25 protein-coding genes are annotated in these 22,757 nt (G+C 72.2%); 21 read left to right on the plus strand and 4 right to left on the minus strand.

Going from position 1 to position 22,757, the window contains the following annotated elements; translation table 11 throughout:
• On the plus strand, window positions 1–692 hold a 692-nt coding region (locus EEJ42_RS48670), incomplete at its 5' end, for an SDR family NAD(P)-dependent oxidoreductase (RefSeq protein ID WP_123108545.1).
• A 169-nt stretch (window positions 693–861) separates the two neighbouring features.
• A complete protein-coding gene (locus EEJ42_RS48675) occupies window positions 862–2,163 on the plus strand; it encodes an MFS transporter (RefSeq protein ID WP_123108546.1) in 1,302 nt (433 codons plus the stop codon).
• Between the two features lie 63 nt (window positions 2,164–2,226).
• Here EEJ42_RS48675 and EEJ42_RS48680 read toward each other — a convergent pair whose 3' ends face one another.
• Both EEJ42_RS48680 and EEJ42_RS48685 read right to left on the minus strand, forming a co-directional pair.
• Window positions 2,227–2,979, minus strand: a complete 753-nt coding sequence (locus EEJ42_RS48680) for an SDR family oxidoreductase (RefSeq protein ID WP_123108547.1) — start codon at window positions 2,977–2,979, stop codon at window positions 2,227–2,229.
• Window positions 2,980–3,006: 27 nt separating this feature from the next.
• Window positions 3,007–4,047: an NAD(P)-dependent alcohol dehydrogenase gene (locus EEJ42_RS48685; protein WP_123108548.1), complete on the minus strand. Its 1,041-nt coding sequence runs from the start codon at window positions 4,045–4,047 to the stop codon at window positions 3,007–3,009.
• A gap of 200 nt (window positions 4,048–4,247) precedes the next feature.
• Here EEJ42_RS48685 and EEJ42_RS48690 point away from each other — a divergent pair, with 200 nt between their 5' ends.
• The 17 genes from EEJ42_RS48690 (at window position 4,248) to EEJ42_RS48770 (ending at window position 19,507) form a co-directional block, all read left to right on the plus strand.
• Window positions 4,248–5,396, plus strand: coding sequence for an acyl-CoA dehydrogenase family protein (locus EEJ42_RS48690; protein ID WP_123108549.1), 1,149 nt, complete (start codon window positions 4,248–4,250; stop codon window positions 5,394–5,396).
• A 95-nt stretch (window positions 5,397–5,491) separates the two neighbouring features.
• The gene (locus EEJ42_RS48695) at window positions 5,492–6,280 is read left to right on the plus strand and encodes an enoyl-CoA hydratase/isomerase family protein (RefSeq protein ID WP_123108550.1); all 789 of its coding nucleotides are present in this window, start codon (window positions 5,492–5,494) and stop codon (window positions 6,278–6,280) included.
• A gap of 5 nt (window positions 6,281–6,285) precedes the next feature.
• Complete coding sequence (locus EEJ42_RS48700) at window positions 6,286–6,666, plus strand: Zn-ribbon domain-containing OB-fold protein (protein WP_123108551.1); 381 nt, start codon at window positions 6,286–6,288, stop codon at window positions 6,664–6,666.
• Entirely contained in the window at window positions 6,663–7,808 is a 1,146-nt protein-coding gene (locus tag EEJ42_RS48705) for a thiolase family protein (RefSeq protein WP_123108552.1), read from the plus strand. Before EEJ42_RS48700 ends, EEJ42_RS48705 begins: the two co-directional genes overlap by 4 nt.
• Window positions 7,809–7,858: 50 nt before the next feature.
• Window positions 7,859–9,061 (plus strand): acyl-CoA dehydrogenase family protein, encoded by a 1,203-nt coding sequence (locus EEJ42_RS48710; RefSeq protein WP_123108553.1) that lies wholly within the window; start codon window positions 7,859–7,861, stop codon window positions 9,059–9,061.
• Window positions 9,058–10,032: a phosphotransferase family protein gene (locus EEJ42_RS48715; RefSeq protein WP_123108554.1), complete on the plus strand. Its 975-nt coding sequence runs from the start codon at window positions 9,058–9,060 to the stop codon at window positions 10,030–10,032. Before EEJ42_RS48710 ends, EEJ42_RS48715 begins: the two co-directional genes overlap by 4 nt.
• A 29-nt stretch (window positions 10,033–10,061) precedes the next feature.
• Complete coding sequence (locus EEJ42_RS48720; RefSeq protein ID WP_123108555.1) at window positions 10,062–11,291, plus strand: acyl-CoA dehydrogenase family protein; 1,230 nt, start codon at window positions 10,062–10,064, stop codon at window positions 11,289–11,291.
• Window positions 11,288–12,064 (plus strand): SDR family oxidoreductase, encoded by a 777-nt coding sequence (locus EEJ42_RS48725; RefSeq protein ID WP_123108556.1) that lies wholly within the window; start codon window positions 11,288–11,290, stop codon window positions 12,062–12,064. Before EEJ42_RS48720 ends, EEJ42_RS48725 begins: the two co-directional genes overlap by 4 nt.
• The gene (locus EEJ42_RS48730; protein ID WP_123108557.1) at window positions 12,061–12,840 is read left to right on the plus strand and encodes an SDR family NAD(P)-dependent oxidoreductase; all 780 of its coding nucleotides are present in this window, start codon (window positions 12,061–12,063) and stop codon (window positions 12,838–12,840) included. The genes EEJ42_RS48725 and EEJ42_RS48730 overlap by 4 nt, the downstream gene beginning before the upstream one ends.
• The gene (locus EEJ42_RS48735; protein ID WP_246098014.1) at window positions 12,837–13,628 is read left to right on the plus strand and encodes an enoyl-CoA hydratase/isomerase family protein; all 792 of its coding nucleotides are present in this window, start codon (window positions 12,837–12,839) and stop codon (window positions 13,626–13,628) included. The genes EEJ42_RS48730 and EEJ42_RS48735 overlap by 4 nt, the downstream gene beginning before the upstream one ends.
• A gap of 28 nt (window positions 13,629–13,656) precedes the next feature.
• Window positions 13,657–14,805 (plus strand): acetyl-CoA C-acetyltransferase, encoded by a 1,149-nt coding sequence (locus EEJ42_RS48740; protein WP_123108559.1) that lies wholly within the window; start codon window positions 13,657–13,659, stop codon window positions 14,803–14,805.
• 133 nt (window positions 14,806–14,938) lie between these two features.
• Window positions 14,939–15,559 carry a TetR/AcrR family transcriptional regulator gene (locus EEJ42_RS48745; RefSeq protein WP_123108560.1) on the plus strand — a complete coding sequence of 207 codons (621 nt, stop codon included), beginning with the start codon at window positions 14,939–14,941 and terminating at the stop codon, window positions 15,557–15,559.
• 283 nt (window positions 15,560–15,842) lie between these two features.
• Window positions 15,843–16,211: a nuclear transport factor 2 family protein gene (locus tag EEJ42_RS48750; RefSeq protein WP_123108561.1), complete on the plus strand. Its 369-nt coding sequence runs from the start codon at window positions 15,843–15,845 to the stop codon at window positions 16,209–16,211.
• The gene (locus EEJ42_RS48755; protein WP_123108562.1) at window positions 16,208–16,585 is read left to right on the plus strand and encodes a hypothetical protein; all 378 of its coding nucleotides are present in this window, start codon (window positions 16,208–16,210) and stop codon (window positions 16,583–16,585) included. Before EEJ42_RS48750 ends, EEJ42_RS48755 begins: the two co-directional genes overlap by 4 nt.
• A 41-nt stretch (window positions 16,586–16,626) precedes the next feature.
• Window positions 16,627–16,947 carry an EthD family reductase gene (locus EEJ42_RS48760; RefSeq protein ID WP_123108563.1) on the plus strand — a complete coding sequence of 107 codons (321 nt, stop codon included), beginning with the start codon at window positions 16,627–16,629 and terminating at the stop codon, window positions 16,945–16,947.
• Between the two features lie 11 nt (window positions 16,948–16,958).
• Window positions 16,959–18,470, plus strand: a complete 1,512-nt coding sequence (locus EEJ42_RS48765; RefSeq protein ID WP_123108564.1) for a class I adenylate-forming enzyme family protein — start codon at window positions 16,959–16,961, stop codon at window positions 18,468–18,470.
• A complete protein-coding gene (locus EEJ42_RS48770) occupies window positions 18,467–19,507 on the plus strand; it encodes an MBL fold metallo-hydrolase (RefSeq protein ID WP_123108565.1) in 1,041 nt (346 codons plus the stop codon). Before EEJ42_RS48765 ends, EEJ42_RS48770 begins: the two co-directional genes overlap by 4 nt.
• Window positions 19,508–19,525: 18 nt before the next feature.
• Here the strand turns inward: EEJ42_RS48770 and EEJ42_RS48775 are convergent, their stop codons facing one another.
• Window positions 19,526–21,040: a serine/threonine-protein kinase gene (locus EEJ42_RS48775; protein WP_184503630.1), complete on the minus strand. Its 1,515-nt coding sequence runs from the start codon at window positions 21,038–21,040 to the stop codon at window positions 19,526–19,528.
• Window positions 21,041–21,140: 100 nt separating this feature from the next.
• Here EEJ42_RS48775 and EEJ42_RS48780 point away from each other — a divergent pair, with 100 nt between their 5' ends.
• Window positions 21,141–21,767: a hypothetical protein gene (locus tag EEJ42_RS48780; RefSeq protein WP_123108566.1), complete on the plus strand. Its 627-nt coding sequence runs from the start codon at window positions 21,141–21,143 to the stop codon at window positions 21,765–21,767.
• Between the two features lie 40 nt (window positions 21,768–21,807).
• Here EEJ42_RS48780 and EEJ42_RS48785 read toward each other — a convergent pair whose 3' ends face one another.
• Window positions 21,808–22,017: a hypothetical protein gene (locus tag EEJ42_RS48785; RefSeq protein WP_184503631.1), complete on the minus strand. Its 210-nt coding sequence runs from the start codon at window positions 22,015–22,017 to the stop codon at window positions 21,808–21,810.
• Between the two features lie 202 nt (window positions 22,018–22,219).
• Between EEJ42_RS48785 and EEJ42_RS48790 the strand changes: the two genes are divergently transcribed.
• Window positions 22,220–22,738: a GNAT family N-acetyltransferase gene (locus EEJ42_RS48790; protein ID WP_123108567.1), complete on the plus strand. Its 519-nt coding sequence runs from the start codon at window positions 22,220–22,222 to the stop codon at window positions 22,736–22,738.
• Window positions 22,739–22,757 lie beyond the last annotated feature (19 nt).

Genomic DNA, 22,757 nt, shown 5'->3' on the forward strand with positions numbered 1-22,757 from the left:
CCCGGGCGGTGGCCCTGGCCGACGTCGACGGCGCGAGCGCGGCGGCCGTCGCGCAGGACGTGCCGGTCGGCCGGGCGCTCGCCGTCGACGTGGCGGACGCCGCGGCGGTCGACCGCGCCGTCGACGACGTGCTACGGCAGCACGGCGGGCTCGACCTGGTGGTGCATGCCGCGGGGGTCGACGATCCGCAGGCCAAGCAGCGCATCGCGGACGCCCTGGTGGAGGGCCGTCCGCCCGAGGTGACCGATGTGCTCGAGGACGCGGCCTGGCGGCGCGTCATGCGGATCAACCTCGACGGCACCTTCCATGTGCTGCGTGCCGCGGTGCGGGCCATGCGGCCGGCGAAGGCGGGGGCGATCGTCGTGATCGGCTCGTCGTCCGCCTTCGACACCCCGGTCGGCTACCCCCACTACGCCGCGTCCAAGGCGGGTGTGCATGCCCTGTGCCAGGCCGTGGCCAAGGAGGTCATCCCGTCCGGGATCCGGGTGAACGTGGTCGCGCCGGGGCCGACCGAGACGGGGATGGCCACGCGAACGCCGGACGTTCTGCGCACGGGGTTCGCCGACCCGCGGGTGCGCCCGTACGCGACTCCCGAGGAGATCGCCGACATCGCCCTGTTCCTGGCCGAGGATGCCGCGGCGAACCTGATCGGCGCGGTGCTGCTCGCCAACGGCGGCCGGTTCACCGTCTGACTGTCGTCACCCTGAATTCACTTCAGATTGCCGCGCGTGGTCGCCCTTGCCGCTTCCCGGTTCATCGGAGAAATCCCGGTCCGCAGGCTAGCTGTACTGAGTTCAGTTCTGTAGCGTCCCGGGCGTCGGCAAGGAACGGGATCGCGCCGTTCGGAAGGAGAGCCGAATCATGAGCACCACTGAGCAGCCCGCCCCGCCGGGGTCGGCGTCAGCGTCGTACGAACCCCGCACGGTGCGCCGCGCGATGCTCGCCGGAAGCATCGGCACACTGATCGAATACTATGATTTCAGCATATACGGCTATCTCGCCGTGGCCATCGCCCCGCAGTTCTTCCCGAACGAGGACCCGACGGCCTCGACGCTGGCGGCGCTCGCGGTGCTCGCCACCGGCCTCGTGGTACGGCCCCTCGGCGGTGTTTTCTTCGGGTGGCTCGGCGACCGGTGGGGCCGTCGCAAGGCGCTGGTCTCCTCCGTGCTGTGCATGGGCGTGGCCAGCAGCATCACGGGGCTGCTGCCGACCTACAGCCAGATCGGCGTGCTCGCCGCGGTGCTGCTCTTCCTCACCCGGCTGGTGCAGGGCATCTCCTCGGGTGGCGAGTCGGTCGGCGCCTACACCTACATCTACGAGTCGGCGCCGCCCCGGCGCAGGGCGTTCCTCGGTGCCGTCACGCCCATCGGATCCAACCTCGGATTCATGTTCGCGGCGGCCACGGCCGGGGCGATCTCCGCCCTCATCACCAAGGATCAGATGGCCGACTGGGGGTGGCGGCTGCCCTTCCTGATGGCCGTACCCCTCACTCTCATCTGTCTGTGGGCCCGGCTGCGGATCGAGGACACCCCGGAGTTCGAGGAGGCCGCGCGGCGCGCCGACATCCCGGCCGCCCCGATCCGGGAGGTCCTGTCCACCCACCGCACCGCGCTGCTCCAGTCCATCGGACTGGCCATGGCCCAGGGTGGCGCCATCTTCCTCGGGCTGACGTACATGGGCATCTACATGACCACGAACCTGGGGTACGACCCCACGCACGTGTTCTGGCTGACCGCGGGCGTCGTCCTCGTCACCGTGCTGCTCATGGTGCCCGCGGGGTGGCTCGCCGCCCGGTTCGGCTGCCGTCGCGTCCTGCTGGCGGGACTGCTGGGGTTCCTGGTGACGGCGTACCCCGCGATGACGCTCATGGGGCGGCACAGCCTGGCCGTGGCGGGTCTGGCCTATCTGCTCTTCATGCTGAGCAGTGCGTTCGTGCAGGTCCCGGCGGCCAGCCTGTGGCCGCGTCTGTTCGAACGCCGGGTCCGCTACACCGGGATGGCGATCGGGTACAACATCGGCACCGTCCTCGCGGGCGGTACGGCTCCGTACATCGCGGCCTTCCTGGTGCAGCGGACGGGGAACCTGCTCTCCCCGGCGTTCTTCGTGATGGCGGTCTGCCTGATCGGGCTCGGTGCCCTGTCCACCGTCCGCAAGGACGTGTAAGGACCTGTAAGGACCTGTAAGGACGCGGACGGCAGCAGGCGCGTCGGCGGCGGCGAACGCGGGTCAGGCCTTGTCCGCCGCGTGGTCGTGGCCGACGTGGCCAATGGTCTGGCCGCCGTCGACGGGGAACTCCCCGCCCGTGGTGTACGAGGCGTCGTCGCTCGCGAGGAAGAGCACCATGCGGGTGACCTCGTCGGGCTCCCCGATACGGGCCACGGGCTGCTGGGCGAACAGCTCGGGTGAGGCGCTCTCGCCCATGGGCGTGCGGATGACGCCCGGATGTACGGAGTTGATCCGTACCCCCGTGCCCGCCATGTCCAGCGCGGCGGCCTTGGTCATCCCCCGCACCCCCCACTTGCTCGCCACATAGCCGATGCCATCGGCGAAGCCCATGAGGCCCGCGGCCGAGGAGATGTTGACGACCGCCCCGCGGCCGCGGGCGCGCATGCCGGGCAGGACGGTGTGCATGCCGAGGAAGGCGCCCACCAGATTGACGTCGAGGATGCGGCGGAAGTGCTCGGGCGACTGCTCTTCCACACCGCCGAAGTGAATGATCCCGGCATTGTTGACCAGGACGTCCACGGGACCCAAGGTGTCCTCGACCGTGCGGACCACGGACCGCCACTGCGCCTCGTCCGTGACGTCGAGGTGGCAGTACCGGGCGTGGGCGAGTTCGCCCGCCAGGGACTCTCCCTCGTCGTCCAGGACATCGCACACGGCGACCCGGGCCCCTTCCGCGGCCAGCCCGCGGACATGGGCGGCGCCCATGCCCCGGGCCGCGCCCGTGACGATGGCGACCTTTCCCTCGAAGCGCATCCCGAGCTTCCCTTCCGTTGAATGTGATCAGTCGGGCACCAGCACGGCCCGCCCCCGCACCCGGCCCCGGCGAAGCCGGTCGATCGCCTCCGCCGCGGCCGACATGGGGAACCGCTCCGTCTCGACGTGCAGCGCTCCCGAACGCGCCAGCGCGACGACCTCGGCGAGCTGGTGGCGCGGTCCCCAGAAGGGCAGCGAGAGCCTGAAGCCGGGTGGGAGAACACCCGGCTTGGCGACCGTCAGGCGGCCGCCTCCGCTGCCGACGACGGCGAGTTCGCCACCGGGCCGCAGAACGGCGACGGCGAGGTCCAGCGTCTCCGCGGTGCCGACGAAGTCGAGCACGGCGTCCGCCCCCGCGCCCCCGCCGCGCGCCCTCAGCACGCGGGCGGTGTCCGCCCGCAACAGGGTGCCGAAGTCCGCGCCCGAGCGGTCCGCGAGGGCCAGGGCGTCGTCCCGGACATCGACCGCCAGCACACGGCACGCCGTGGTCGCGCGGAGTATCTGCACCGCCAGGTGGCCGAGCCCGCCGATGCCGACGACGACGGCGGTGGCGCCCTCGCCGATCGCGTGCCGGAGCCCGGCCACGGCGTGGTACGAGGTCAGACCGGCGTCGGAGAGCGGGGCCGCCTGTCCGGCTGCCAGGCCGTCGGCCGGCACCAGGTGGCGGGCGGACGGCACGAGCACGTAGGCGGCCATTCCGCCGTCCCGGCCCAGGCCCGCACCGTGCCAGGGGAGGGTGTCGCGCCGGTCGCAGTAGTTGTCCCAGCCCGCGGCGCAACGGCCGCAGCTTCCGCAGCCCCACGGTCCGTAGAGCACCACAGGCTCGCCCACCTCCACCCCGTCCGCGTCGGGCCCCAGGGCCGCGACCCGCCCGGCGACCTCATGGCCGAGCGTGAACGGCAGCCGGTAGGGGAGCGCCCCCGGAGTCGCGTCGATGACGTGCAGATCGGAGTGGCACAGCCCGGTGGCCTCGACCCGTACGAGGACCTGTGCGCGGTGGGGGACGGGTCGATCGACATCGACCGGCGCCGGGGGCTCGCCCCACGCCGTCAGTCGCAGTGCCCTCATCGTCACCGTCCCAGGGTCTGGTCGGATCATGGCCGTCACGGTAACAGAGGTGAAGTAAGTTCAATAGATGGACGCAGGGCGGGACGGGGCGTGCGGAGGTCTTGCCGGGCGGGCTTTCCCTGCCTACGGTCAAGTGAATCGAGTTCAAATTGCCGGATCGATCGGATCCGGCACCGTCGTACGAGCACGATGGAGACCCCATGCGCCCGCGCCACCCCGAGATCGCCCCCCGACTGCTGTCCGAGACGGACGAACAACGGCAGCTGCGTGCCGTCCTGCGGGACCTCTTCGGTGAGACGAGCAGTCCGGAGGACGTCCGCAAGTATCTGGCCGCGCCGCGCGGATACGACGAAGCCCTCTGGGTGCGGCTCGCGGGCGAGATCGGGGTCCACGGGCTGGCCGTTCCGGAGGAGTACGGCGGGTCCGGCTTCACCTTCGCCGAGCTGGGGGTCGCCCTGGAGGAGGCCGGGCGGGCCCTGTGCTGCGCGCCGCTGCTGCCCACGGTGGCGCTGGCCGCGCACGCCCTGCTGTACAGCGGTGACCGGGCGGCATGCGAGCGCTATCTGCCCCGGATCGCCGACGGCGCGCTCACCGCGACCGTGGCCGGATTCGGCGACGGCGAGCCCGGCGTCACCGCCGAGCGGGGGAGCGCCGGGTGGGTGCTGCGCGGGCGGGCGGACTTCGTCCTCGACGGGGCCGGCGCGGATCTGATCCTGGTGCGGGCCGCGACCCCCGCCGGGCCCCGGCTGCTCGCCTGTGAGCCGGACCCCGGCACCTGTCGGCGGACGCCGCGCCGCGTCCTGGACGAGACGCGGCGCCAGGCGCTGGTGGAGTTCCGGGGCGCACCGGCGACTCCCGTCGGCGCGGCGGAGGGCGCGGAGGACGCGGTCTCGGCGACTCTGGACACCGGGCGGGCCGCGCTGGCGGCCGAACAGGTCGGTGGCAGCGGACACGCCCTGGACGCCACGGTCGAATTCGTCGCCCAGCGCCACCAGTTCGGGCGTCCCATCGGTTCCTTCCAGGCCGTCAAGCACCGGCTGGCCGATGTGCTGGTCGCGCTGGAGGCGGCGCGCTCGGCCTCCGCGTACGCCACGGCTTGCGTCGCCGTCGCCCGGGAGCAGCTGCCGGTGGCCGCGGGTGCCGCCGCCGTGGTCTGCTCCGAGACCTTCCGCCTGGCCACGGCCGAGTACGTGCAGCTGCACGGTGGTATCGGCTTCACCTGGGAGCACCCGGCCCATCTGTATGTGCGCCGCGCCCGCGGCGCGGAGGTGCTGTTCGGTACGGCGGACCGGCACCGGGCGCGGCTGGCCGCGCTCACCGGGCTGACCCTTGAACCATGTTCGGTTTGATCGTCGCCCGGGTTCGTCTCGATCAAGGGGTTGACAGTTCCGTCCCGTGCTCGCAGAGTTGTAGTGAATTCAGTTCAGTTTCGAGGGGTGAAGGTATGACCGTGGAAGACGAGATCCAGTTCGAGCGCGACGGCCACGTGGCCCGGGTGTGGCTCAACCGCCCGTGGAAGAAGAACTGCGTCACCGTGCCGATCCTGGACCGGCTCGACGAGATCATCACCGAGGTCGACGAGGATCCCGAGCTGCGGGTCCTGGTGGTCCGCGGCCGCGGCGGTACGTTCTGCTCGGGCTTCGACCTCGACAGCCTGAAGGCCGAGTACGTCGGCAAGTCGAACGCGATCGACGTGGCGGTGAAGTCCGCGAAGGTGTGCGATCGCCTCTACTCGATGAAGACCCCTTCGGTCGCGGTTCTGGAGGGCCACGTCACCGCCGGTGGCTTCGAGATCATGATCTCCTGCGACTTCGCCATCTCCGCCGACGACGCCAAGATCGGCGACTTCCACATCCGCCGCGCGCTGTTCGGCGGTGCGGGCCCGATCTACCGGGTGCCGCGCATGATCGGCATCCGCAAGACCAAGGAGCTGATGCTCACCGGCAAGCTTCTCTCCGGCGTCGAGGCCGCCGAGTTCGGGCTCATCAACCTGTCCGCCCCGGCCGGTGAACTGGACGCGACGGTCGAGGAGTTCATCGGCAACCTCACCGACAAGAGCCCCTTCACCATGTGGCTCACCAAGATGACGATCGACCGCAGCCTGGACGCCGACACCCAGTCGCTGATGGTGATGGAGCACCTCGCCGTGGGCGTGGCGCTCAACTCCGACGACGCCAACGAGGGCGTGTCGGCGTTCCTGGAGAAGCGTGAACCCAAGTGGCAGGGACGCTGACCCGGATGGCCACGGATCCGCGGAGCCCGGCCGCCGGGCTCCAGGGCTCGCGCTGCTCCGGCTGCGCGGTGACGGTCTACCCCGCGGAGGACACGTGCCCGCGCTGCGGGGAGCCCGCCGATCCGGCGGCCCTCCAGGGCACGGGCACGCTGTGGACCTGGACGGTGCAGCGGTACGCCCCCAAGTCGCCGCCCTATCAGGCCCCGCCCGGAGGCTTCGTACCGTTCGCGCTCGGCTACGTCGAGCTGGCGGAGGGAGTGCGGGTGGCCGCCGTCCTCGACCTCGAGGACCTCGACGACATCCGCATCGGCATGCCCCTGACCGTGGCCGCGGGCCCCGGCGTCCCGCGGGCCAGGCCCACCGCCCGCGGCGAGGAGGGAACGTGAGCACCGAGGTCCTGATCTGCGGCGCCGGGCGCACCCCGTTCGGCCGGTCCGAGGCCACGGGCCGCCGGCTGGCCGTCGGCGCGGTGAACGCGGCGCTGGCGGACGCCGGAATCGCGTGGTCGCGCGTGCGGGCCGCGTTCGGTGGCAGCGACAGCGCGGGGCTCGCCGACACGCTGGTGGCTCAACTCGGCCTGACCGGGCTTCCGTTCGTCAACGTCAAGAACGGCTGCGCCACCGGCGGGAGCGCGCTGATCTCCGCCGTGAACGCCATCCGCTCCGGCATGGCGGACGTCGTCCTCGCCGTCGGCTTCGACAAGCACCCGCGCGGCGCCTTCGACCCCAGGCCCGAGGACTGGGGCCTGGGAGCGGAATACGGCAGCGACGGGCTGATGGTGACCACCCAGTTCTTCGGCATGAAGATCCAGCGCTATATGCACGACCACAAGATCACCGCGCGGACTCTCGCCCTGGTCGCCGAGAAGGCGTACCGCAACGGTGCCCTGACGCCCGACGCATGGCGCCGCAAGCCGCTGTCCGCCGACGAGATCCTCGACTCCGGCATGGTCAGCGACCCCCTGACCCGCTACATGTTCTGCTCCCCCGGAGCGGGCGCGGCCGCGCTGGTGCTCTGCTCCCCGGAGGCCGCCCGCACCATGGACGCCACACCGGTCACCCTGCGCTCGGCCGCCGTCCGTACCCGGCGCTTCGGCTCGTTCGAAGTCTTCAGCCCGTGGATCCCCGCGGGCGAGCTGACCAGCGTCAGCCGTGACGCCTCGGCCGCCGCCTTCGAGGAGGCGGGGGTCGGCCCCGGTGACGTCGACGTGTGCCAGCTCCAGGACACCGAGAGCGGCGCCGAGGTCATGCACATGGCCGAGTGCGGGTTCTGCGCGGACGGCGAGCAGGAGCGGCTGGTCGCCTCCGGCGCCACCGGAATCGGCGGAACGCTGCCGGTCAACACCGACGGCGGCTGCATCGCCAACGGCGAACCCATCGGAGCGTCGGGACTGCGCCAGGTCTACGAGGTCGTCCAGCAGCTGCGCGGCCGGGCCGGTGAACGCCAGGTCCCGGGCCGGCCCCGCGTCGGCTTCACCCATGTGTACGGCGCCCCCGGCGTGAGCGCCTGCACGGTGCTGTCCCGCTGATACGTCCCAACGTCCCGCCGATCGGAGGTGGCACAGAAGTGGCAGAAGAGATGAGCGGCATCCCCGAACCCGAGGAGTTCCGCGCCCGGGCCCGGCAGTGGCTCGGCACCGTCGCCCGGCCCCGCGCCGCCGACGGGGAGTGGGGCAGCGGCTCCGACTCCGTCGCCGTGTTCGACAACTGGACCGAGGAGCAGGAGCGCGAGCACACCGCCCGCGTCCAGGAGTGGGAACGCACCCGCTACGACCAGGGGTGGTCCGCGCTCCACTGGGAGGAGACCTACGGGGGCCGGGGCCTGCCCGCGTACTACGAGCAGCTCTACCGCGCCGAGGAAGCGGCTTTCGACGTGCCGCACCGCCCCGAGATCTTCCCGGTGACGCAGGCGCTCGTCGCCCCCGCGATCGCCCTCTGGGGCACCGAGGAGCAGAAGCGGCGCTGGCTGCGACCCATGCTGCGGACCGACGAACTGGCCTGCCAGCTGTTCTCGGAGACCGAGGCCGGATCCGACCTCGCCGCGGTGCGGACCAGGGCGGTGCGCGACGGCGAGAACTGGGTGCTGACCGGGCACAAGGTGTGGACCTCCGGAGCCCGCGTCGCCACCTGGGGCGTCGCGGTGTGCCGCACCGATCCGGCGGTGCGCAAACACGCGGGCATCACTGTCTTCCTGGTGCGCATGGACGCGCCCGGCGTCACCGTACGGCCCATCCGGCAGATGACCGGGGGCACCAGCTTCAACGAGGTCTACCTCGACGGCGTGACCGTGCCCGACACCGACCGGCTCGGCCCGGTCGGCGAGGGCTGGCGGGTCACGCTCAGCGTGCTGGCCGCAGAACGGCTCGACTCCGGCAGCCTCGGCCTCGACAACGCCGACCGGGCGCTGGACCTCGCCGCGCACCTGCCGCGCCCCCTCACCGGCGCCGAACAGCAGCGGGCCGCCGACCTCCACATCCGCACCCTGATCCAGCGGCTCATCGGACTACGGGTGACCGCCGCACTCGTCGCCGGACGCGAACCCGGCGCGGAAGCCTCGGTCGGCAAGCTGTACGCCACCGAGACCATGCGCCGCACCAGCGACCTGGTGTCCGAACTGCTGGGGCCGAGCCTCGTGGCGGACACGGGGGAGTGGGGCACCTACGCCTGGACGGAACACCTGCTCGGCGCCCCCGGCTACAGCATCGCGGGCGGCACCGACGAGATCCAGCGCACCATCCTCGCCGAACGCGTCCTCGGCCTGCCCAAGGAGCCCACCCGATGAGCACGGCCACCCGAGGGACGCAGCTGGCCGCCCGGGTCCGCGAGCACCTCGCCCGCCACCACCCGGGCGCGCCGGTCGGCGAACTGACCGTACTGCCGGGCGGCCACTCCGGGCTGACGTACTCGGTCACGGCGGGGGACGCCCGGTACGTCATCAAGGCGGTGCCGCCCGGACAGCGGCCCGTCGGGCGCAACGACGTCCTGCGCCAGGCCCGGGTGCTGGGCGCGCTGGCCGGGTCCACGGTGCCGGTGCCGGGCGTCGTGGCCGTCGACGAGACCGAACCCGCCTGGTTCGCCATGGACTTCGCCCCCGGGGAGGCCGTCGAGCCAGTCCTCGACGAGCACGAGGTGCCCGCCGCGACGGCCCGCGCCCGGATGCTGGAGATCGCCGCCGTCCTGCGGCGGCTGCACACCACCGATGTCGACACGCCCGGGCTCGGCGCGCCCGCACCCCTCGACGCCGCCGGTGAGCTGGAGCGGTGGAGCCGCACCCTGCACGCCGTTCCCGCCGAACTGCGGCCCGGCGGGGAGGAGTTGCTGGCCCGCCTCGCCGACGACGTGCCGCAGAGTCTCCCGCCGGTGCTGCTCCACGGGGACTTCCGGCTCGGCAATGTGCTGTGCGCGGACGAACGCGCCGTGGCCGTCGTGGACTGGGAGATCTGGAGCGTCGGCGACCCGCGGATCGACCTCGGCTGGTTCCTGCTCTTCGCCGACCACCGCAACTTCCCCCGGCTGGGGCACCCCGTACCCGGCTTGCCCGGCGAAACCGAACTGATGGACACCTACCGCGACGGCCGTCCCGACCTGCCCGCCATGGACTGGTTCCGGGCACTCGGCCGCATGAAGATGGCCGCGATCATGGGCCACAACCTGCGCCGCCACCGCGAGGGCAAGCACCACGACCCGGACCAGGAACGCCTGCCGCCCACCATCGCCGCGATGATCCGCACGGCGCGCGACATCCTCGGCTGATCCGGACCGGCCACCGAACAGGAGCACACGTGGACTTCGGATTCTCGCCCCGTGCGAGCGAACTCCAGGACCGCATACGGTCGTTCATGGACCAGCACGTCCTGCCCGCGGAAGCGGTGTACGACCGGCAGCTGGCCGAAGCGGACGACCCGCACGCACTACCGCCGGTCATGGCCGGGCTGAAGGAGAAGGCCCGCGCCGAGGGCCTGTGGAACCTCTTCATGGCGCACGGCGACTGGGGCGCGGGCCTCACCAACCTCGAATACGCGCCGCTCATGGAACTGGCCGGGCGCTCCATCATCGGCCCCGAAGTGTTCAACTGCTCGGCGCCCGACACCGGCAACATGGAACTCCTCGCCCTGTACGGCACCCCCGAACAGCAGGAGCGCTGGCTGCGGCCCCTGCTCGACGCCGAGATCCGCTCGTGCTTCGCCATGACCGAGCCGGAAGTCGCCAGCTCCGACGCCCGCAACATCCGCACCCGCATCACCCGCGACGGCGACAGCTACGTCGTCAACGGCCGCAAGTGGTACACCTCCGGGATCCTCGACCCCGACTGCGAGCTCATCATCCTGATGGGCAAGACGGACCCGCAGGCGCCCACCTACCGGCAGCAGAGCATGCTGCTCATCCCCCGGGACACCCCGGGCATCACGATCCTGCGTGACCTGCCGATGTTCGGCTACACCGACCGGCTCGGCCACGGCGACGTGCTCTTCGAGGACGTCCGCGTACCGGTGGCGAACATCCTCGGCGGCGAGGGCGAGGGCTTCGCGCTCGCCCAGGGACGGCTCGGCCCGGGCCGGATGCACTACGCGATGCGCGCCGTGGGATTCGCCGAGCGCGCCCTTCAGCTGATGTGCGAGCGCGTCACCGCACGCACCGCCTTCGGCGGACCCCTCGCCGACCGGGGCGTGGTCCGCGAGTGGATCGCCCGCAGCCGCATCGAGATCGAGCAGCTGCGCCTCCTCGTGCTCAAATCGGCCTGGCTGATGGACACGGTCGGCAACGCCGCCGCCCGCATGGAGGTGGCCGCCATCAAGGTCGCGGCGCTGGACGTCGCCCACAAGGTGGTCGACCGCGCGGTACAGGCCCACGGCGCGGCGGGCGTCAGCGACGACACCGTACTCGCCCGGCTGTACGCCATCACCCGGGCGCTGCGCATCGCCGACGGCCCCGACGAAGTACACCTGCGGACGGTCGCCCGCCAGGAACTGGACAAGTACGCAACGACCCGACCGACGACGGGAGCAGCGTGAGCGCCCACAGCCTCGACGGCAAGGTGGCCGTCATCACCGGCGGATCCCGCGGCATCGGCCTCGGCATCGCCGCCGCCTACCGGGCGGCCGGAGCACACGTGGTGATCGCGGCCCGCAAAGCGGCCGGACTCGCCCAGGCACGCGAGGAACTGCTGCGCACCAAGGGCGACGGCGACCTCCACACCGTGGTGGCCAACGCCGGTGAACCCGAACAGGCGGAAGGCTGCGTCGAGGAGACCATGTCCCGCTTCGGCCGCCTCGACGTCCTCGTCAACAACGCGGCCACCAACCCGTACCACGGCGAGCTGCTCGACCTGGACCTGCCGCGCGCGGAGAAGACCGTCCGCGTCAACCAGTACGGCATGATCGCCTGGACCCGTTACGCCTGGCGGGCCTGGATGGCCGAGCACGGGGGAGCGGTGGTCAACATCGCCTCCGTCGGCGGGCTCATCGTCGATCCGCACATCGGCTACTACAACGCCACCAAGGCCGCCATGCTGCACATGACCCGGCAGCTCGCCTACGAACTCGGGCCGCGCGCCCGCGTCAACGCCATCGCCCCCGGGCTGATCAAAACCGAGCTGGCCCGGGCGGTGTGGGAGGTACGCGAACCGATCCTCACCGCCAAGCTGCCGCTGCGGCGCCTCGGCACGGTGGAGGACGTGGCCCACGCGGCGCTGTTCCTGGCCTCCGACGCCTCGTCCTGGATGACGGGCCAGACCCTGGTGCTCGACGGCGGCGCCACCGCCCTGCCGATCGGGGTGGACGCATGAGCACACCGCGACCCGCCGCCGAGCTGTTCTCCCTCCAGGGCAGGACGGCCCTGGTCACCGGCGCCTCCGCCGGGCTCGGCGCACGCTTCGCCACCGTCCTCGCGCAGGCCGGAGCCACCGTGTACGCCGCCGCCCGGCGCCTCGACCGGCTGAAGGAACTCGCCGACTCCGACGCCCGCATCCACCCCGTCGCCTGCGACGTCTCGCGGGACGAGGACCGTACGCGGCTCGTGGAGACCGCGCGCGCCGCCGCCGGACACGTCGACATCCTCGTCAACAACGCGGCGGCCTCCGGCGAGACCCGCGCCGAGGACGAATCCCCGGACGCCTTCGCCGACGTCCTCGGCGTCAACCTCACCGCCCCCTTCCACCTGGCACGCCTCGTGGCCGAGGCCCCCGCCGGGGACGGCGCTCCGCCCCGGAGCGTCATCAACGTCTCCTCCATCCTCGGCCTGGTCACCGCCGCCCCGCTCGGCGGCGCGAGCTACTCCGCGTCCAAGGCCGGACTGATGGGGCTGACCCGGGAGCTGGCCGGACAGTGGGGCCCGCACGGAACCCGCGTCAACGCGCTCGCCCCCGGCTGGTTCCGCACCGAGATGACCGCGGACCTCTTCGGCGACGAGCGCTCCGCCCGCTGGGTCGAGCGCAACACCCTGCTGCGGCGCGGCGGCGACGGACATGAACTCGACGGCGCGCTGCTGTTCCTCGCCTCGGACGCCTCCTCGTACTGCACCGGGCAGATCCTCACCGTCGACGGCGGATGGACCGCGCGATGAGGGTCGGCATCGACATCGACGACGGCCTGGCCCGTCTCACCCTGCGCCGCGGCGAGGCGGGCAACGCCATCGACCTGGACATGGCACACGGACTGCTGGACGCGGCACGGACCTGCGCGGCGGAGCGCGTACGGGCCGTCCTGCTGACCGGCGAGGGGAAGTCCTTCTGCGTCGGCGGCGACCTCGGGGAGTTCTCCCGGCTCTCCGGCGCGGCGCTGGAGAAGCACCTCACCGCGGTGACCGACGCGCTCCACGACGCGCTGCGCACGTTCGCGGCGAGCGACGCGCCCATGGTGGCCGCCGTACAGGGAGCCGTCGCGGGCGCGGGGCTCGGCCTGGCCGCGTTCGCCGATGTGACCCTCGCCGCCGACACCGCCTCCTTCACCGCCGCGTACACGGGCATCGGCTACTCGCCGGACGCCGGGGTCAGCTGGTTCCTGCCCCGCCTCGTCGGCCCCAAGCGGGCCCTGGACCTGCTGCTGACCAACCGCCGCGTCACGGCGGCCGAAGCCGCGGACATCGGGCTGGTGAGCCGGGTCGTCGCACCCGACCACCTGACCGCGGAGGCCGCGCGCACGGCCGAGGCGCTGCGCCGCGGACCCACTGCCGCCTTCGGCGCCACCCGCCGTCTCGTCGCCGCCGGGCTGACCGCCGACCTCGGCCCGCACCTGGACCGGGAGGCCCGCGCGATCGCCGCCGCGGCCGCCTCCGACGCCGGGCGGGAGGGCGTCGCCGCCTTCCTGGGCAAGCGGCCGCCCGACTTCACGCGCGGCGCCCCCACTGCCTGAACCCCCAACCCGAACCATGGAGCCCGCCATGTCCGAAGCGTTCATCGCCGGAGCCGTCCGCACCCCCGTCGGCCGCCGCAAGGGCGCGCTCAGCGCTGTGCACCCCGCCGACCTCGGCGCCCATGTGCTGCGCGCCCTGCTGGAACGCACGGGCGCCGACCCGGACGCCGTCGACGACGTGTACTTCGGGTGCGTCGGCCAGATCGGCGCCCAGACCGGCAACGTCGCCCGCACCGCCTGGCTGTCCGCCGGCCTGCCGCAGCACGTGCCCGGCACCACCATCGACCGCCAGTGCGGCTCCTCCCAGCAGGCCGTGCACTTCGCGGCCCAGGCGGTCGGCTCCGGCGCCGCCGACCTGGTGGTCGCCGGCGGGGTGGAGGTGATGAGCCTGGTGCCCATCGCCAGCCCCATGTACGTCGGAGAGCAGGCGGGCCTCGGCAGCCCGTACGCGGGGGACGGCTGGCGCGAGCACTTCGGCGACCAGGAGGTCTCCCAGTTCCGCGGGGCCGAACTGATCGCCGGGAAATGGGGCATCTCGCGTGCGGACATGGAGGAGTTCGCCCTCGCCAGCCATCAGCGGGCCATCGCCGCCCAGGCCGACGGCGCCTTCGACGACGAGATCACTCCGGCCTTCGGCCTCACCGCCGACGAAGGCCCGCGCGCCGACACCACCCTGGAGAAGATGGCCGGGCTGAAGACCCTCACCGAGGGCGGCAGACTGACCGCCGCCGTTTCCAGCCAGATCTCCGACGGCGCCGCCGCCCTGCTGATCGCCTCCGGGGAGGCGGTGCGCCGCCACGGTCTGACCCCGCTCGCCCGTGTGCACACCATGGCCGTCGTCGGCTCCGACCCGATCCACATGCTGACCGGCCCGATCCCCGCCACCGAGAAGGTCCTGGACAAGGCCGGGTTGCCGATCGGCGCGATCGATCTGGTCGAGATCAACGAGGCCTTCGCTTCCGTCGTCCTCGCCTGGCAGAAGGAGACCGGGGCCGCCCCGGAGCGGGTCAACGCCTTCGGCGGAGCGATCGCGCTCGGACATCCGCTCGGTGCCACCGGTGCCCGGCTCATGACCACGCTCGTCCACCAACTGCACAGGACCGGAGGACGCTATGGCCTACAGACGATGTGCGAGGGCGGCGGCATGGCGAACGCGACCGTGCTGGAGCGCCTGTGACCCAAGCCGCCCCGGGCCGACCCCCGAGCCGGTCCGGGTCGGTCCGGTTCGGACCGAGTCGATTGGCAACTGAGTTCAGCTTGGGGCTACTCTCGGGTACCGACGAGGTGGACGGCGGCCAGGAGACGGGGTCATGGCGACAAGGGTTGAACCGGAAGCGGGACCGAGGTCCAAGCGCGCCGCCATTCTGGCGGCCGCAGTCGACTGCTTCGGCGAGACGGGCTTCGAGGCCACCAAGTGGTCCACCGTGGCGGAGCGGGTCGGCATCGGGCAGACGGCGCTCTACCACTACTTCGAGTCCAAGACCCACTGTCTGCTCACGATCATGCGGCTGGAGCTCCAGCGCTCCCACGACAAGTTCACGGAGGCGACGGCGGACGTCACCGACCCGGTCGAGGCCCTCCGGGCGGCCGTGCGCGCGGCGTACGACGTCTCCGACCACGAGGTTCTCCAGATGCGGATCCTGCACAACCACATGGATCTGCTCTCCGGCCCGCGCAAGTCCAAGCGGGAGGAGGCCGAGCGCGTCGAGGCCCGTCAGCTGGTCCAGCTCGTCGAGCGGGACTGGACGAACCTGCTGGTCCGGGGCATGTCCCAGGGGGCTTTCCCGCTGCGGGACGCCCAGCTGCTGGGCGCGGGCGTGCTCGGCCTGATCGTCAGCGTCTGGCGCTGGTACCGGCCCTCGGGGCCCACGCCGCTGTCGGAGATCAGCGAGCTGATCGAGGGCGCCTGCGTACGGATGGTCGCCACGTGACGCGCTGAGCGACCCTGTTCGCTCCTGCCCCCGGCGGATCTCCGCCGGGGGCTTTGCCGTGCCCGCGCCGAGGTCGCGCCGAAGCCGGGCCGAGGGCGCAGGATGGTCTCGTACGGACTCTTGTCAGCCGTATTTCGCCGGGATTACCATGCAAACTGAATTGAACTTGACTCAGGTTGATCTGGGGTCGACGACGCGGCCCCCTCCCGGCCGCCCCGGCTCTCCCGCCCGGCGACCACCCACCAGACCCTAATGAGCGGCCGCCGACCGAAAGGGCCCCCTCATGGCGTTGCGCGCGTATTTCGCCGGTATGGACAGCCGCCGGCCGGAACAGACACTCGAACTGCTGGAACCCGACTTCCGGTTCCTCATCGCCCTGCCGGGCAAGGAGGTCACCGGCACCTCCAGGGAAGACTTCGCCGCGTACATCGCCGGCCGCAACCCCGTGGACCGGACACACGAGATCCTGCGCCACAGCCGGGACGGCGACCTGGAGACCGTATACGGAGTGGTGACCGAGGGCGGGGGGTACACCGGCTCCTTCCACTCGGCCGCGGTGCTCTCGCCCGGCGGACTCATCGCCCGTTACCAGGCCTTCTTCACCGTTTCCTTCCAGCTGATCGACTGGGCCGGGGACAGGAGCCGGGTATGACCGGCACCCCGGCGGCGGCTCCCTTCCTCACCGCGTGGTTCGAGATCCTCGACGGGGACGAACCGTCCCGGATCCTCGACCTGATCAGCGACGACTTCGCCCTCTCCATCCTGTTCTCCACCGGCGACGGCGACGCCACCGACTTCGCCGGGGGCCGCGCCGCCCTCGTCGGCTACCTCGAACAGCGCGAGAAGGGCACCCGCACCCACCACCGGCTCGCGGCGACCACGGTCGGCCGCGACGAATTCTTCCTGGGCGAGGTACGGCGTGCGGGCGTCCCCGAGGCGAGCTTCGTCGCCGCCGGGCGGGTGAACGGCGACGGCAGGCTCCAGCGCCTGCTGATCGGCCGCTCGTCCGAGATCCGCTTCACCTGAGCCCGACCCCTGACCACTCACCTGACCTGCGAAGGACCGTCATGTACAACCTCGTCCTGCTGGCAGCCCGGCCCCCGGAGTGGACACACGAGCAGTTCATCACGTGGTGGCGCGGCGACCACGCGAAGCTGACCTGCCGCCTCCCCGGACTGCGCAGCTGGCGGCACACCGAGATCGACGCCGCCCTGGAGCCGCGCTCCGAAGGCTGGGACGGCGTCTCCGTCCTCGGCTTCGACTCCCCCGAGGACCTGAAGAAGGCCCTCGCGAGCCCCGAGTGGGCCGATGCCGTCGCCCAGGTGGGCGACATGAAGGGCCGCCGCATCGCGGTCATGGGAACCGAGGCGGAGCTGTTCGCCGCCTGAGGAAGGACGAGATGCGACAGGTAGTGCGGGACTTCCAACAGCGGGCCGCCGAGGCCGACTTCGTCGCCGTCGTCGACGACACGGGCAGCCATACGGCCCGGCAGCTCCTCGACGAGGCCGAGCGGCTGGCCGGAGCGCTGTCCGCGGGCACGGCCGACGGATCGGTCGGCACCGTCCTGATCCAGGCGGACAACTCATGGCGCACGGTCGCCGCCACCCTCGCCGCGGGCCTCAGCGGCGGGGACGGCGGGGTCATCGCGCTGGTCAACCGGCACACCACACGGGCCGAATTCGCCACCGCCTGGGAGGACATCCGCCCGGACGCCGTCGTCGCCGAACCCTCGGCGGTGGACGAGTGGGCGGTGTCGACCCGGCTGCCGGGCCCGGAGCGGACCGTGCTCGACGGCTGGACGTGCCGGTCCACACCGCACCCACGCGAGGTGTCCCGCTGGTCGGGCGGCGTCCTGATCGGGCTGACCTCCGGATCGACCGGCCGGCCCAAAGGCGTCGTACAGTCCGAACAGGCCCTGCGCTACGCGGCCGAGACCACCATCACCGTCAACGGGCTGTCGCCGGGCGACGCCGTCGCCGCGATCGTCCCGCTGTCCTCGACGGCCGCGTACTGCTTCGGCGTCTACCTCTCCCTGCTGCTGCGGGGGCCGCTCGTCATGACGGGGAAATGGGACCGGGCCCTCGCGCCGCGGCGCATGGCCGAGGCCGGTGTCCGCTGGACCATGTGCGTACCGACCATGGTGCTCCAGATGGGCGACGCGGCGGCCGGGTCCGGCATCCTCCGGGGCGTCCGGTCCATCACCGTCGGCGGCGGGCCCATGGACCGCGGAGCCCTGGCCCGCGCCGAACGGTCCCTGGGCACGAAGATCCTGCGGGTCTTCGGCATGTCCGAGTGCCTCGGCCACACCTCGCCGAGCCCCGACGACCCCGAGGAGATCCGGCTCGGCAGGGACGGCCGCCCCTTCCCGGGCACGGACGTGCGCGCGCTCACCCCCGACGGCCACGTGGCGGGCCCCGGTGTGACCGGCCGGGCACAGGTGCGCGGTCCGTCCCTCTTCCTCGGATACGCCGGTGACGGAAGGGCCGTTCCGCCGGCGCTGACGGAGGACGGCTATCTGCCCACCGGCGATCTGCTGGTCACCCATGAGGACGGCACCCTCACCATCATGGGACGCGAGAAGGACATCATCATCCGGGGCGGCCGCAACATCGACATCACGGAGATCGAGCGCGCGGTCGCGGCCCACCCGCGCGTGGCCCGGGCGTGTGTGGCGCCGGTCCCCGACGATGTCCTCGGCGAACGCGTGGCGCTGCTCGTCGTCACCACGGACGGCGGCCGCATCGACCTGGCCGAGATGACCGGCCACCTGGAGAGCATCGGACTGTCCAAGACCAAGTGGCCCGAATACGTGTACGGTACCGACGAGTTGCCCCAGACGAAGGTCGGCAAGCTCGACCGGGGCGGGGCCCGGGACCTGGCCCTCAGTCTGCACCAACGAGGAGAAACATGACAGCGCGGTTCGACCAGGGCCCCTGGGCGGCGGCCGGAGTCCAGACCGTACAGCCCGGGGTGCACCGCGTGCCGCTGCCCCTGCCCAACGACGGCCTGCACGCGGTGAACGTCTACCTCCTGGAGGACCTGGACGACGACGGCGGCATCGTCATGATCGACGGAGGCTGGGCGATCCCCGAGGCGCGCAAGACGCTCGAGGAGGCCCTTGCCGCCATCGACCGCGACCCCGGCGACATCAGCCACATCCTGGTCACCCACATCCACCGCGACCACTACACCCACGCCGTGGAGCTGCGCCGCCTGCTGGGCTCGCGCGTCTACCTCGGCGCGGGCGAGCGGCCCGGACTGGAGATGCTCGACCGGCTGCGCAGCGACCAGCCCGTCGGTTCACTGCGCACCCTGCGCGCCGCGGGAGCCGGGGAACTCGCCGACCACATCGAGGCGATGGACCACGGCGGCTACGACCCGAGCGTGTGGGAGGCCCCCGACCACTGGCTCGGCGCCGAAACCCTCCGCTTCGGCGACCGCGAGCTGCGGGTCGTCCCCACCCCCGGACACACCAAGGGCCATGTGGTGTTCCTGGACGAACAGCGCGGACTGCTGTTCTCCGGGGACCACGTCCTGCCGCACATCACCCCCTCCATCGGCTTCGAACTGTCCGAGCCGGGCGGCCGTCCGCTCGCCGACTACCTGGACTCGCTGCGGCTGATGACCCGGTACGCCGACGCCCGCCTGCTGCCCGCGCACGGCCCGGTCACCGACAGCGCCCACACCCGGGTCGGTGAACTGCTCGCCCACCACGACGACCGGCTGGCGGCAAGCCTGGCCGCGCTGGGCGAGGACACGCTCGACGCCCACGCGGTGGCGCGGGGGCTCGCCTGGACGCGCCGGGCCGTGCCGTTCGGAAGCCTGAGCGCCTTCAACCAGATGCTCGCGGTCAACGAGACCGCCGCCCACCTGGACGTCCTGGTGCTCCGCGGGCAGGTGACGGTGGCGTTCGACGACGGCGTGAACCAGTACACCCGCGTGCGGTGACGAGCCCGCGTCGGCTCGTCAGTGGGTGCGCAAGCCTTCCTTCACCTTGTCGAAGACGGGACGGTAGGTGTCCCACTGCTCATCGGGCGCGGAGAGGTACACGTCGTACTCCTTGCCGCCCTCCCGCCCGAAGCCGAGGTCGATGGCGCGGAACGTGCGCACCCTGCCGTCGAACGTGCACTCCCAGATCGCCGCGGGCTGCCCCCGGAAGGTGGTGCGGTCCAGACGCAGGCGCCGGTACACGTCGTAGTTCTTCTTCGTGTTCGCCTCGATGTCCCGGAAGTGCGCCACGGGCGACGGCCCGGCGGGGTCCACCGTGCCGATCGTGATCTCGACCAGGCCGGAAGGGTCGATGTACTTGACACCGTCGCCCGTTCGGTCGCGCGGCTTCCACCCGTTCGGTACGGGGAAGGAGACGCCGAGCTTCTTCTCCTCGACCAGGTGGTAGCCGCGGGGCACGGGCGGGGGAGCGGAGGCAGAGGGCTTCGCCTCGCCGCCGCCCCGCTGCCCGCCGCCGTCCGGCCACATGTAGGTGGCACCGGCCACGGCCAGGATCGTGAGCGCCACCGCCGCGGCGCTCCACACCACGCGGCGCCGCTTGCGAGGGCCGCCGCCGGTTCGCTCGGGCGTGGCCACGGTCCCGGACGGTGGCGGGGCGGCGGCCGGGACCGGGACATCCTGCCGTGGGGCCCGGCCCCGGGTCGGCTCCTCCGCCACCACGGACTTCAGCTCCCGCTCCGTCTCCTCCGCCGACGGGCGCTCGTCGGGCTCCTTGGCCAGCAGCGCCTCGATCAGCGGCGCCAGCGGCCCGGCGTGGCGCAGGGGCGGCAGCGGGTCGACGGCGTTGGCGTAGGCCGTCTCGATCGCCGTGTCCCGCCGGAACGGGGGCTGTCCTTCCACCGCTTGGTAGAGCGTCGCGCCCAGCGCCCAGAGGTCCGAGAAGGGGCCGGGCTTGCGGCCCCTGACCCGCTCCGGGGCCATGTACTCGATGGAGCCGATCATCTCGCCGGTCCGGGTCAGCGTCGACGTTCCGCTGGTCACGGCGATGCCGAAGTCGGTGAGGACGATCTGGTCGTCGGCGCCGAGCAGCACGTTGCCGGGCTTGACGTCACGGTGCAGCACCCCGGCCGCGTGCGCGGCCCGGAGCGCGGCGACCATGCCCAGCCCGATCCGCGCCGCCTCCTGGGGCAGGACGGTACCGCGCTCCTTCAGCAGCGCGCCGAGGGTGGTGGACGGCACGTACTCCATGACGATGCACGGCAGCCCCTCGTCGTCGTCCACGACGTCATGGACGACGACCACGTTCGGATGCGTGATGCGGGCGGCGCTCCGCGCCTCGCGGCGGGTGCGCTCGTACAGCGTGGAGAGTTCGTCGTCGGAGAGATGGTGCGGAGCGTGTATCCGCTTGAGCGCCACCTGGCGGCCCAGCACATGGTCCTCGGCACGCCACACGGTGCCCATGCCGCCGCTGCCGATCCGCTCGGTCAGCCGGTACCGATCCGCGACCAGCGGCCCCTTGTCCGACACCAGCATCCCTCTTCGTTCTGACCTGCTCGATGTGCCTCGACACGATAACCGGCGCGAGCGCGTACGCCTCCATGGCCCTCCCCGCGTGCCGGGTACTGTCCCGCGCATGGCGATGATGACGCAGGCGGACGGCCAGTGGTTGGACCGTGCACTCCAGTTCGCGGGACTGACCTGGACGTACCCGGCCTATGAGGACCTTTTCGTGCGCAACGGCTGGCAGCTGTCCGGGCGTGACGGCGAGCCCGTCATCCTGGAGATGGAGATATGGCCACCGCCCGGCGAGGAACGCGAAGAGGGCTGGCACCTGTGGATCGGCAACCATCCCGGCTGCGAGGAGGAAGGTACGGAGGTGGCGTGCGCCCACCCCGGATGCCGGGAGGACCGCGGGGTACTGATGCCCCTGGCGTACGGCGCGTTCGAGGTGACCGACCCCGGCGGGGAGCCGCTGCCCCCGGAGGAGGTCTGGGAGTTCGACGCCTTCACCGGGTGGCGGTGGCGGCCGGAGGCCACCGAGGACGACTGGGCCTCCGCGTTCCGTGCGGCCGAGGAACTGCTGCGCGCGCGGCTGGGCGAGCCGGTGTCACGGCCACCGGACGAGGCGCTGGATGCCGAGCGGGGCGTGGTCTGGGAGTACGGCGACTCCTCGGTGACCCTCTTCGAGGGCGCTGAGCTGCTGCATTACGGCCAGTACGACTGGATCTGCGTCGATGTGCGCCCCCGGGGCACACCGTGAACCGGGGGGCGCCGAACTTCCCGCCTCAGCAGGTGGTGCCTCAGCAGCTGGTGTTGGTCCGGGTGAGCAGCCCCAGGCGCCAGGGGAGCTGGGAGTAGTCGCCGCCGGCCGCCGGGTTCATGCCCCTGCCGTCGCTGCCGATGGCCTCCATCGGCAGCAGATAGGTGCCGGTCCCCTGCACACGGTAGACCGCCCCACCCTCGAACAGGGCGAACGAGACGCGCGGGCGGAGGTGTCGTCCTGGAAGCATGAGAGGGCCTCGCGCACCACCCGCCATCCGGAACCATGTGCCGGTTATTTGCGACCTGTCGGGTGGGGGCCGGGTGGGGCAGGCTGGCCCCGCCGGGCCTGACGAGGGCCGGCCGGGGACGCGAGAAGGAGCGTGGGAACGTGAGACGGCAAGCCGCCGAGGACGTGCACAGAATCAGCACCGCCGACGGATACGGCCGCTGATGGCGGGCGAGCGGTCCGGGTTATGGGCCCGGCTGCTGGGCGCGTTATCCGGGCGCGAGCCCGGACGCCCCACGGAAGAGGGGGAGGTCTGGGCGTACTTCCCGCCCGGCGCCCCGGCCGGATACCGGCAACTGCGGGTGTGCCAGGTGCCGGACGGGGAGGACTTCGCCCGGCTCAGCTGGCAGGTGTGCGGCGTGTGCCGGAGGGGCCTGGTACGGAAGATCCGGGTCGCCGAACGATGGCAGCGCCGGGGCTACGGCAGCCGCATGATGATGCGGGCGTTACGCGACTGCGAGACGTACACCTGGACGACCACCAAGCAGTCGGAGTTCGGCGAGAGCTTCTTCGCGGCACTCGCGGCCGCCACCGGCATCGACTTCAGCCCCGATTCCCGGGCCTGCGACCACATGCGGGCCGCGCGGGGCGCCGCCCACGGGGAGTCCAGGAGGGAGCCCCCGCAGCCCTACGACAGCCCCGGTGAGCCGCGTTGGTCCCACCGGGACGGGCTGGGCTGCTGAGCGGCACAGGCGGGCAGGG

Origin of the sequence: Streptomyces botrytidirepellens, assembly GCF_003721215.1 — a bacterium.
Lineage (GTDB): Bacteria > Actinomycetota > Actinomycetes > Streptomycetales > Streptomycetaceae > Streptomyces > Streptomyces himastatinicus.

Excerpts from the sequence above, each read along its gene's own strand:
- EEJ42_RS48710 (WP_123108553.1), top strand. The coding sequence starts at position 7,859 with ATGAGCGGCATCCCCGAACCCGAGGAGTTCCGCGCCCGGGCCCGGCAG.
- EEJ42_RS48685 (WP_123108548.1), bottom strand. The coding sequence starts at position 4,047 with ATGAGGGCACTGCGACTGACGGCGTGGGGCGAGCCCCCGGCGCCGGTC.
- EEJ42_RS48745 (WP_123108560.1), top strand. The coding sequence starts at position 14,939 with ATGGCGACAAGGGTTGAACCGGAAGCGGGACCGAGGTCCAAGCGCGCC.
- EEJ42_RS48770 (WP_123108565.1), top strand. The coding sequence starts at position 18,467 with ATGACAGCGCGGTTCGACCAGGGCCCCTGGGCGGCGGCCGGAGTCCAG.
- EEJ42_RS48740 (WP_123108559.1), top strand. The coding sequence starts at position 13,657 with ATGTCCGAAGCGTTCATCGCCGGAGCCGTCCGCACCCCCGTCGGCCGC.
- EEJ42_RS48735 (WP_246098014.1), top strand. The coding sequence starts at position 12,837 with ATGAGGGTCGGCATCGACATCGACGACGGCCTGGCCCGTCTCACCCTG.
- EEJ42_RS48750 (WP_123108561.1), top strand. The coding sequence starts at position 15,843 with ATGGCGTTGCGCGCGTATTTCGCCGGTATGGACAGCCGCCGGCCGGAA.
- EEJ42_RS48775 (WP_184503630.1), bottom strand. The coding sequence starts at position 21,040 with ATGCTGGTGTCGGACAAGGGGCCGCTGGTCGCGGATCGGTACCGGCTG.
- EEJ42_RS48760 (WP_123108563.1), top strand. The coding sequence starts at position 16,627 with ATGTACAACCTCGTCCTGCTGGCAGCCCGGCCCCCGGAGTGGACACAC.
- EEJ42_RS48780 (WP_123108566.1), top strand. The coding sequence starts at position 21,141 with ATGGCGATGATGACGCAGGCGGACGGCCAGTGGTTGGACCGTGCACTC.
- EEJ42_RS48680 (WP_123108547.1), bottom strand. The coding sequence starts at position 2,979 with ATGCGCTTCGAGGGAAAGGTCGCCATCGTCACGGGCGCGGCCCGGGGC.
- EEJ42_RS48675 (WP_123108546.1), top strand. The coding sequence starts at position 862 with ATGAGCACCACTGAGCAGCCCGCCCCGCCGGGGTCGGCGTCAGCGTCG.
- EEJ42_RS48790 (WP_123108567.1), top strand. The coding sequence starts at position 22,220 with ATGGCGGGCGAGCGGTCCGGGTTATGGGCCCGGCTGCTGGGCGCGTTA.
- EEJ42_RS48785 (WP_184503631.1), bottom strand. The coding sequence starts at position 22,017 with ATGCTTCCAGGACGACACCTCCGCCCGCGCGTCTCGTTCGCCCTGTTC.
- EEJ42_RS48715 (WP_123108554.1), top strand. The coding sequence starts at position 9,058 with ATGAGCACGGCCACCCGAGGGACGCAGCTGGCCGCCCGGGTCCGCGAG.
- EEJ42_RS48700 (WP_123108551.1), top strand. The coding sequence starts at position 6,286 with ATGGCCACGGATCCGCGGAGCCCGGCCGCCGGGCTCCAGGGCTCGCGC.
- EEJ42_RS48765 (WP_123108564.1), top strand. The coding sequence starts at position 16,959 with ATGCGACAGGTAGTGCGGGACTTCCAACAGCGGGCCGCCGAGGCCGAC.
- EEJ42_RS48695 (WP_123108550.1), top strand. The coding sequence starts at position 5,492 with ATGACCGTGGAAGACGAGATCCAGTTCGAGCGCGACGGCCACGTGGCC.
- EEJ42_RS48690 (WP_123108549.1), top strand. The coding sequence starts at position 4,248 with ATGCGCCCGCGCCACCCCGAGATCGCCCCCCGACTGCTGTCCGAGACG.
- EEJ42_RS48730 (WP_123108557.1), top strand. The coding sequence starts at position 12,061 with ATGAGCACACCGCGACCCGCCGCCGAGCTGTTCTCCCTCCAGGGCAGG.
- EEJ42_RS48755 (WP_123108562.1), top strand. The coding sequence starts at position 16,208 with ATGACCGGCACCCCGGCGGCGGCTCCCTTCCTCACCGCGTGGTTCGAG.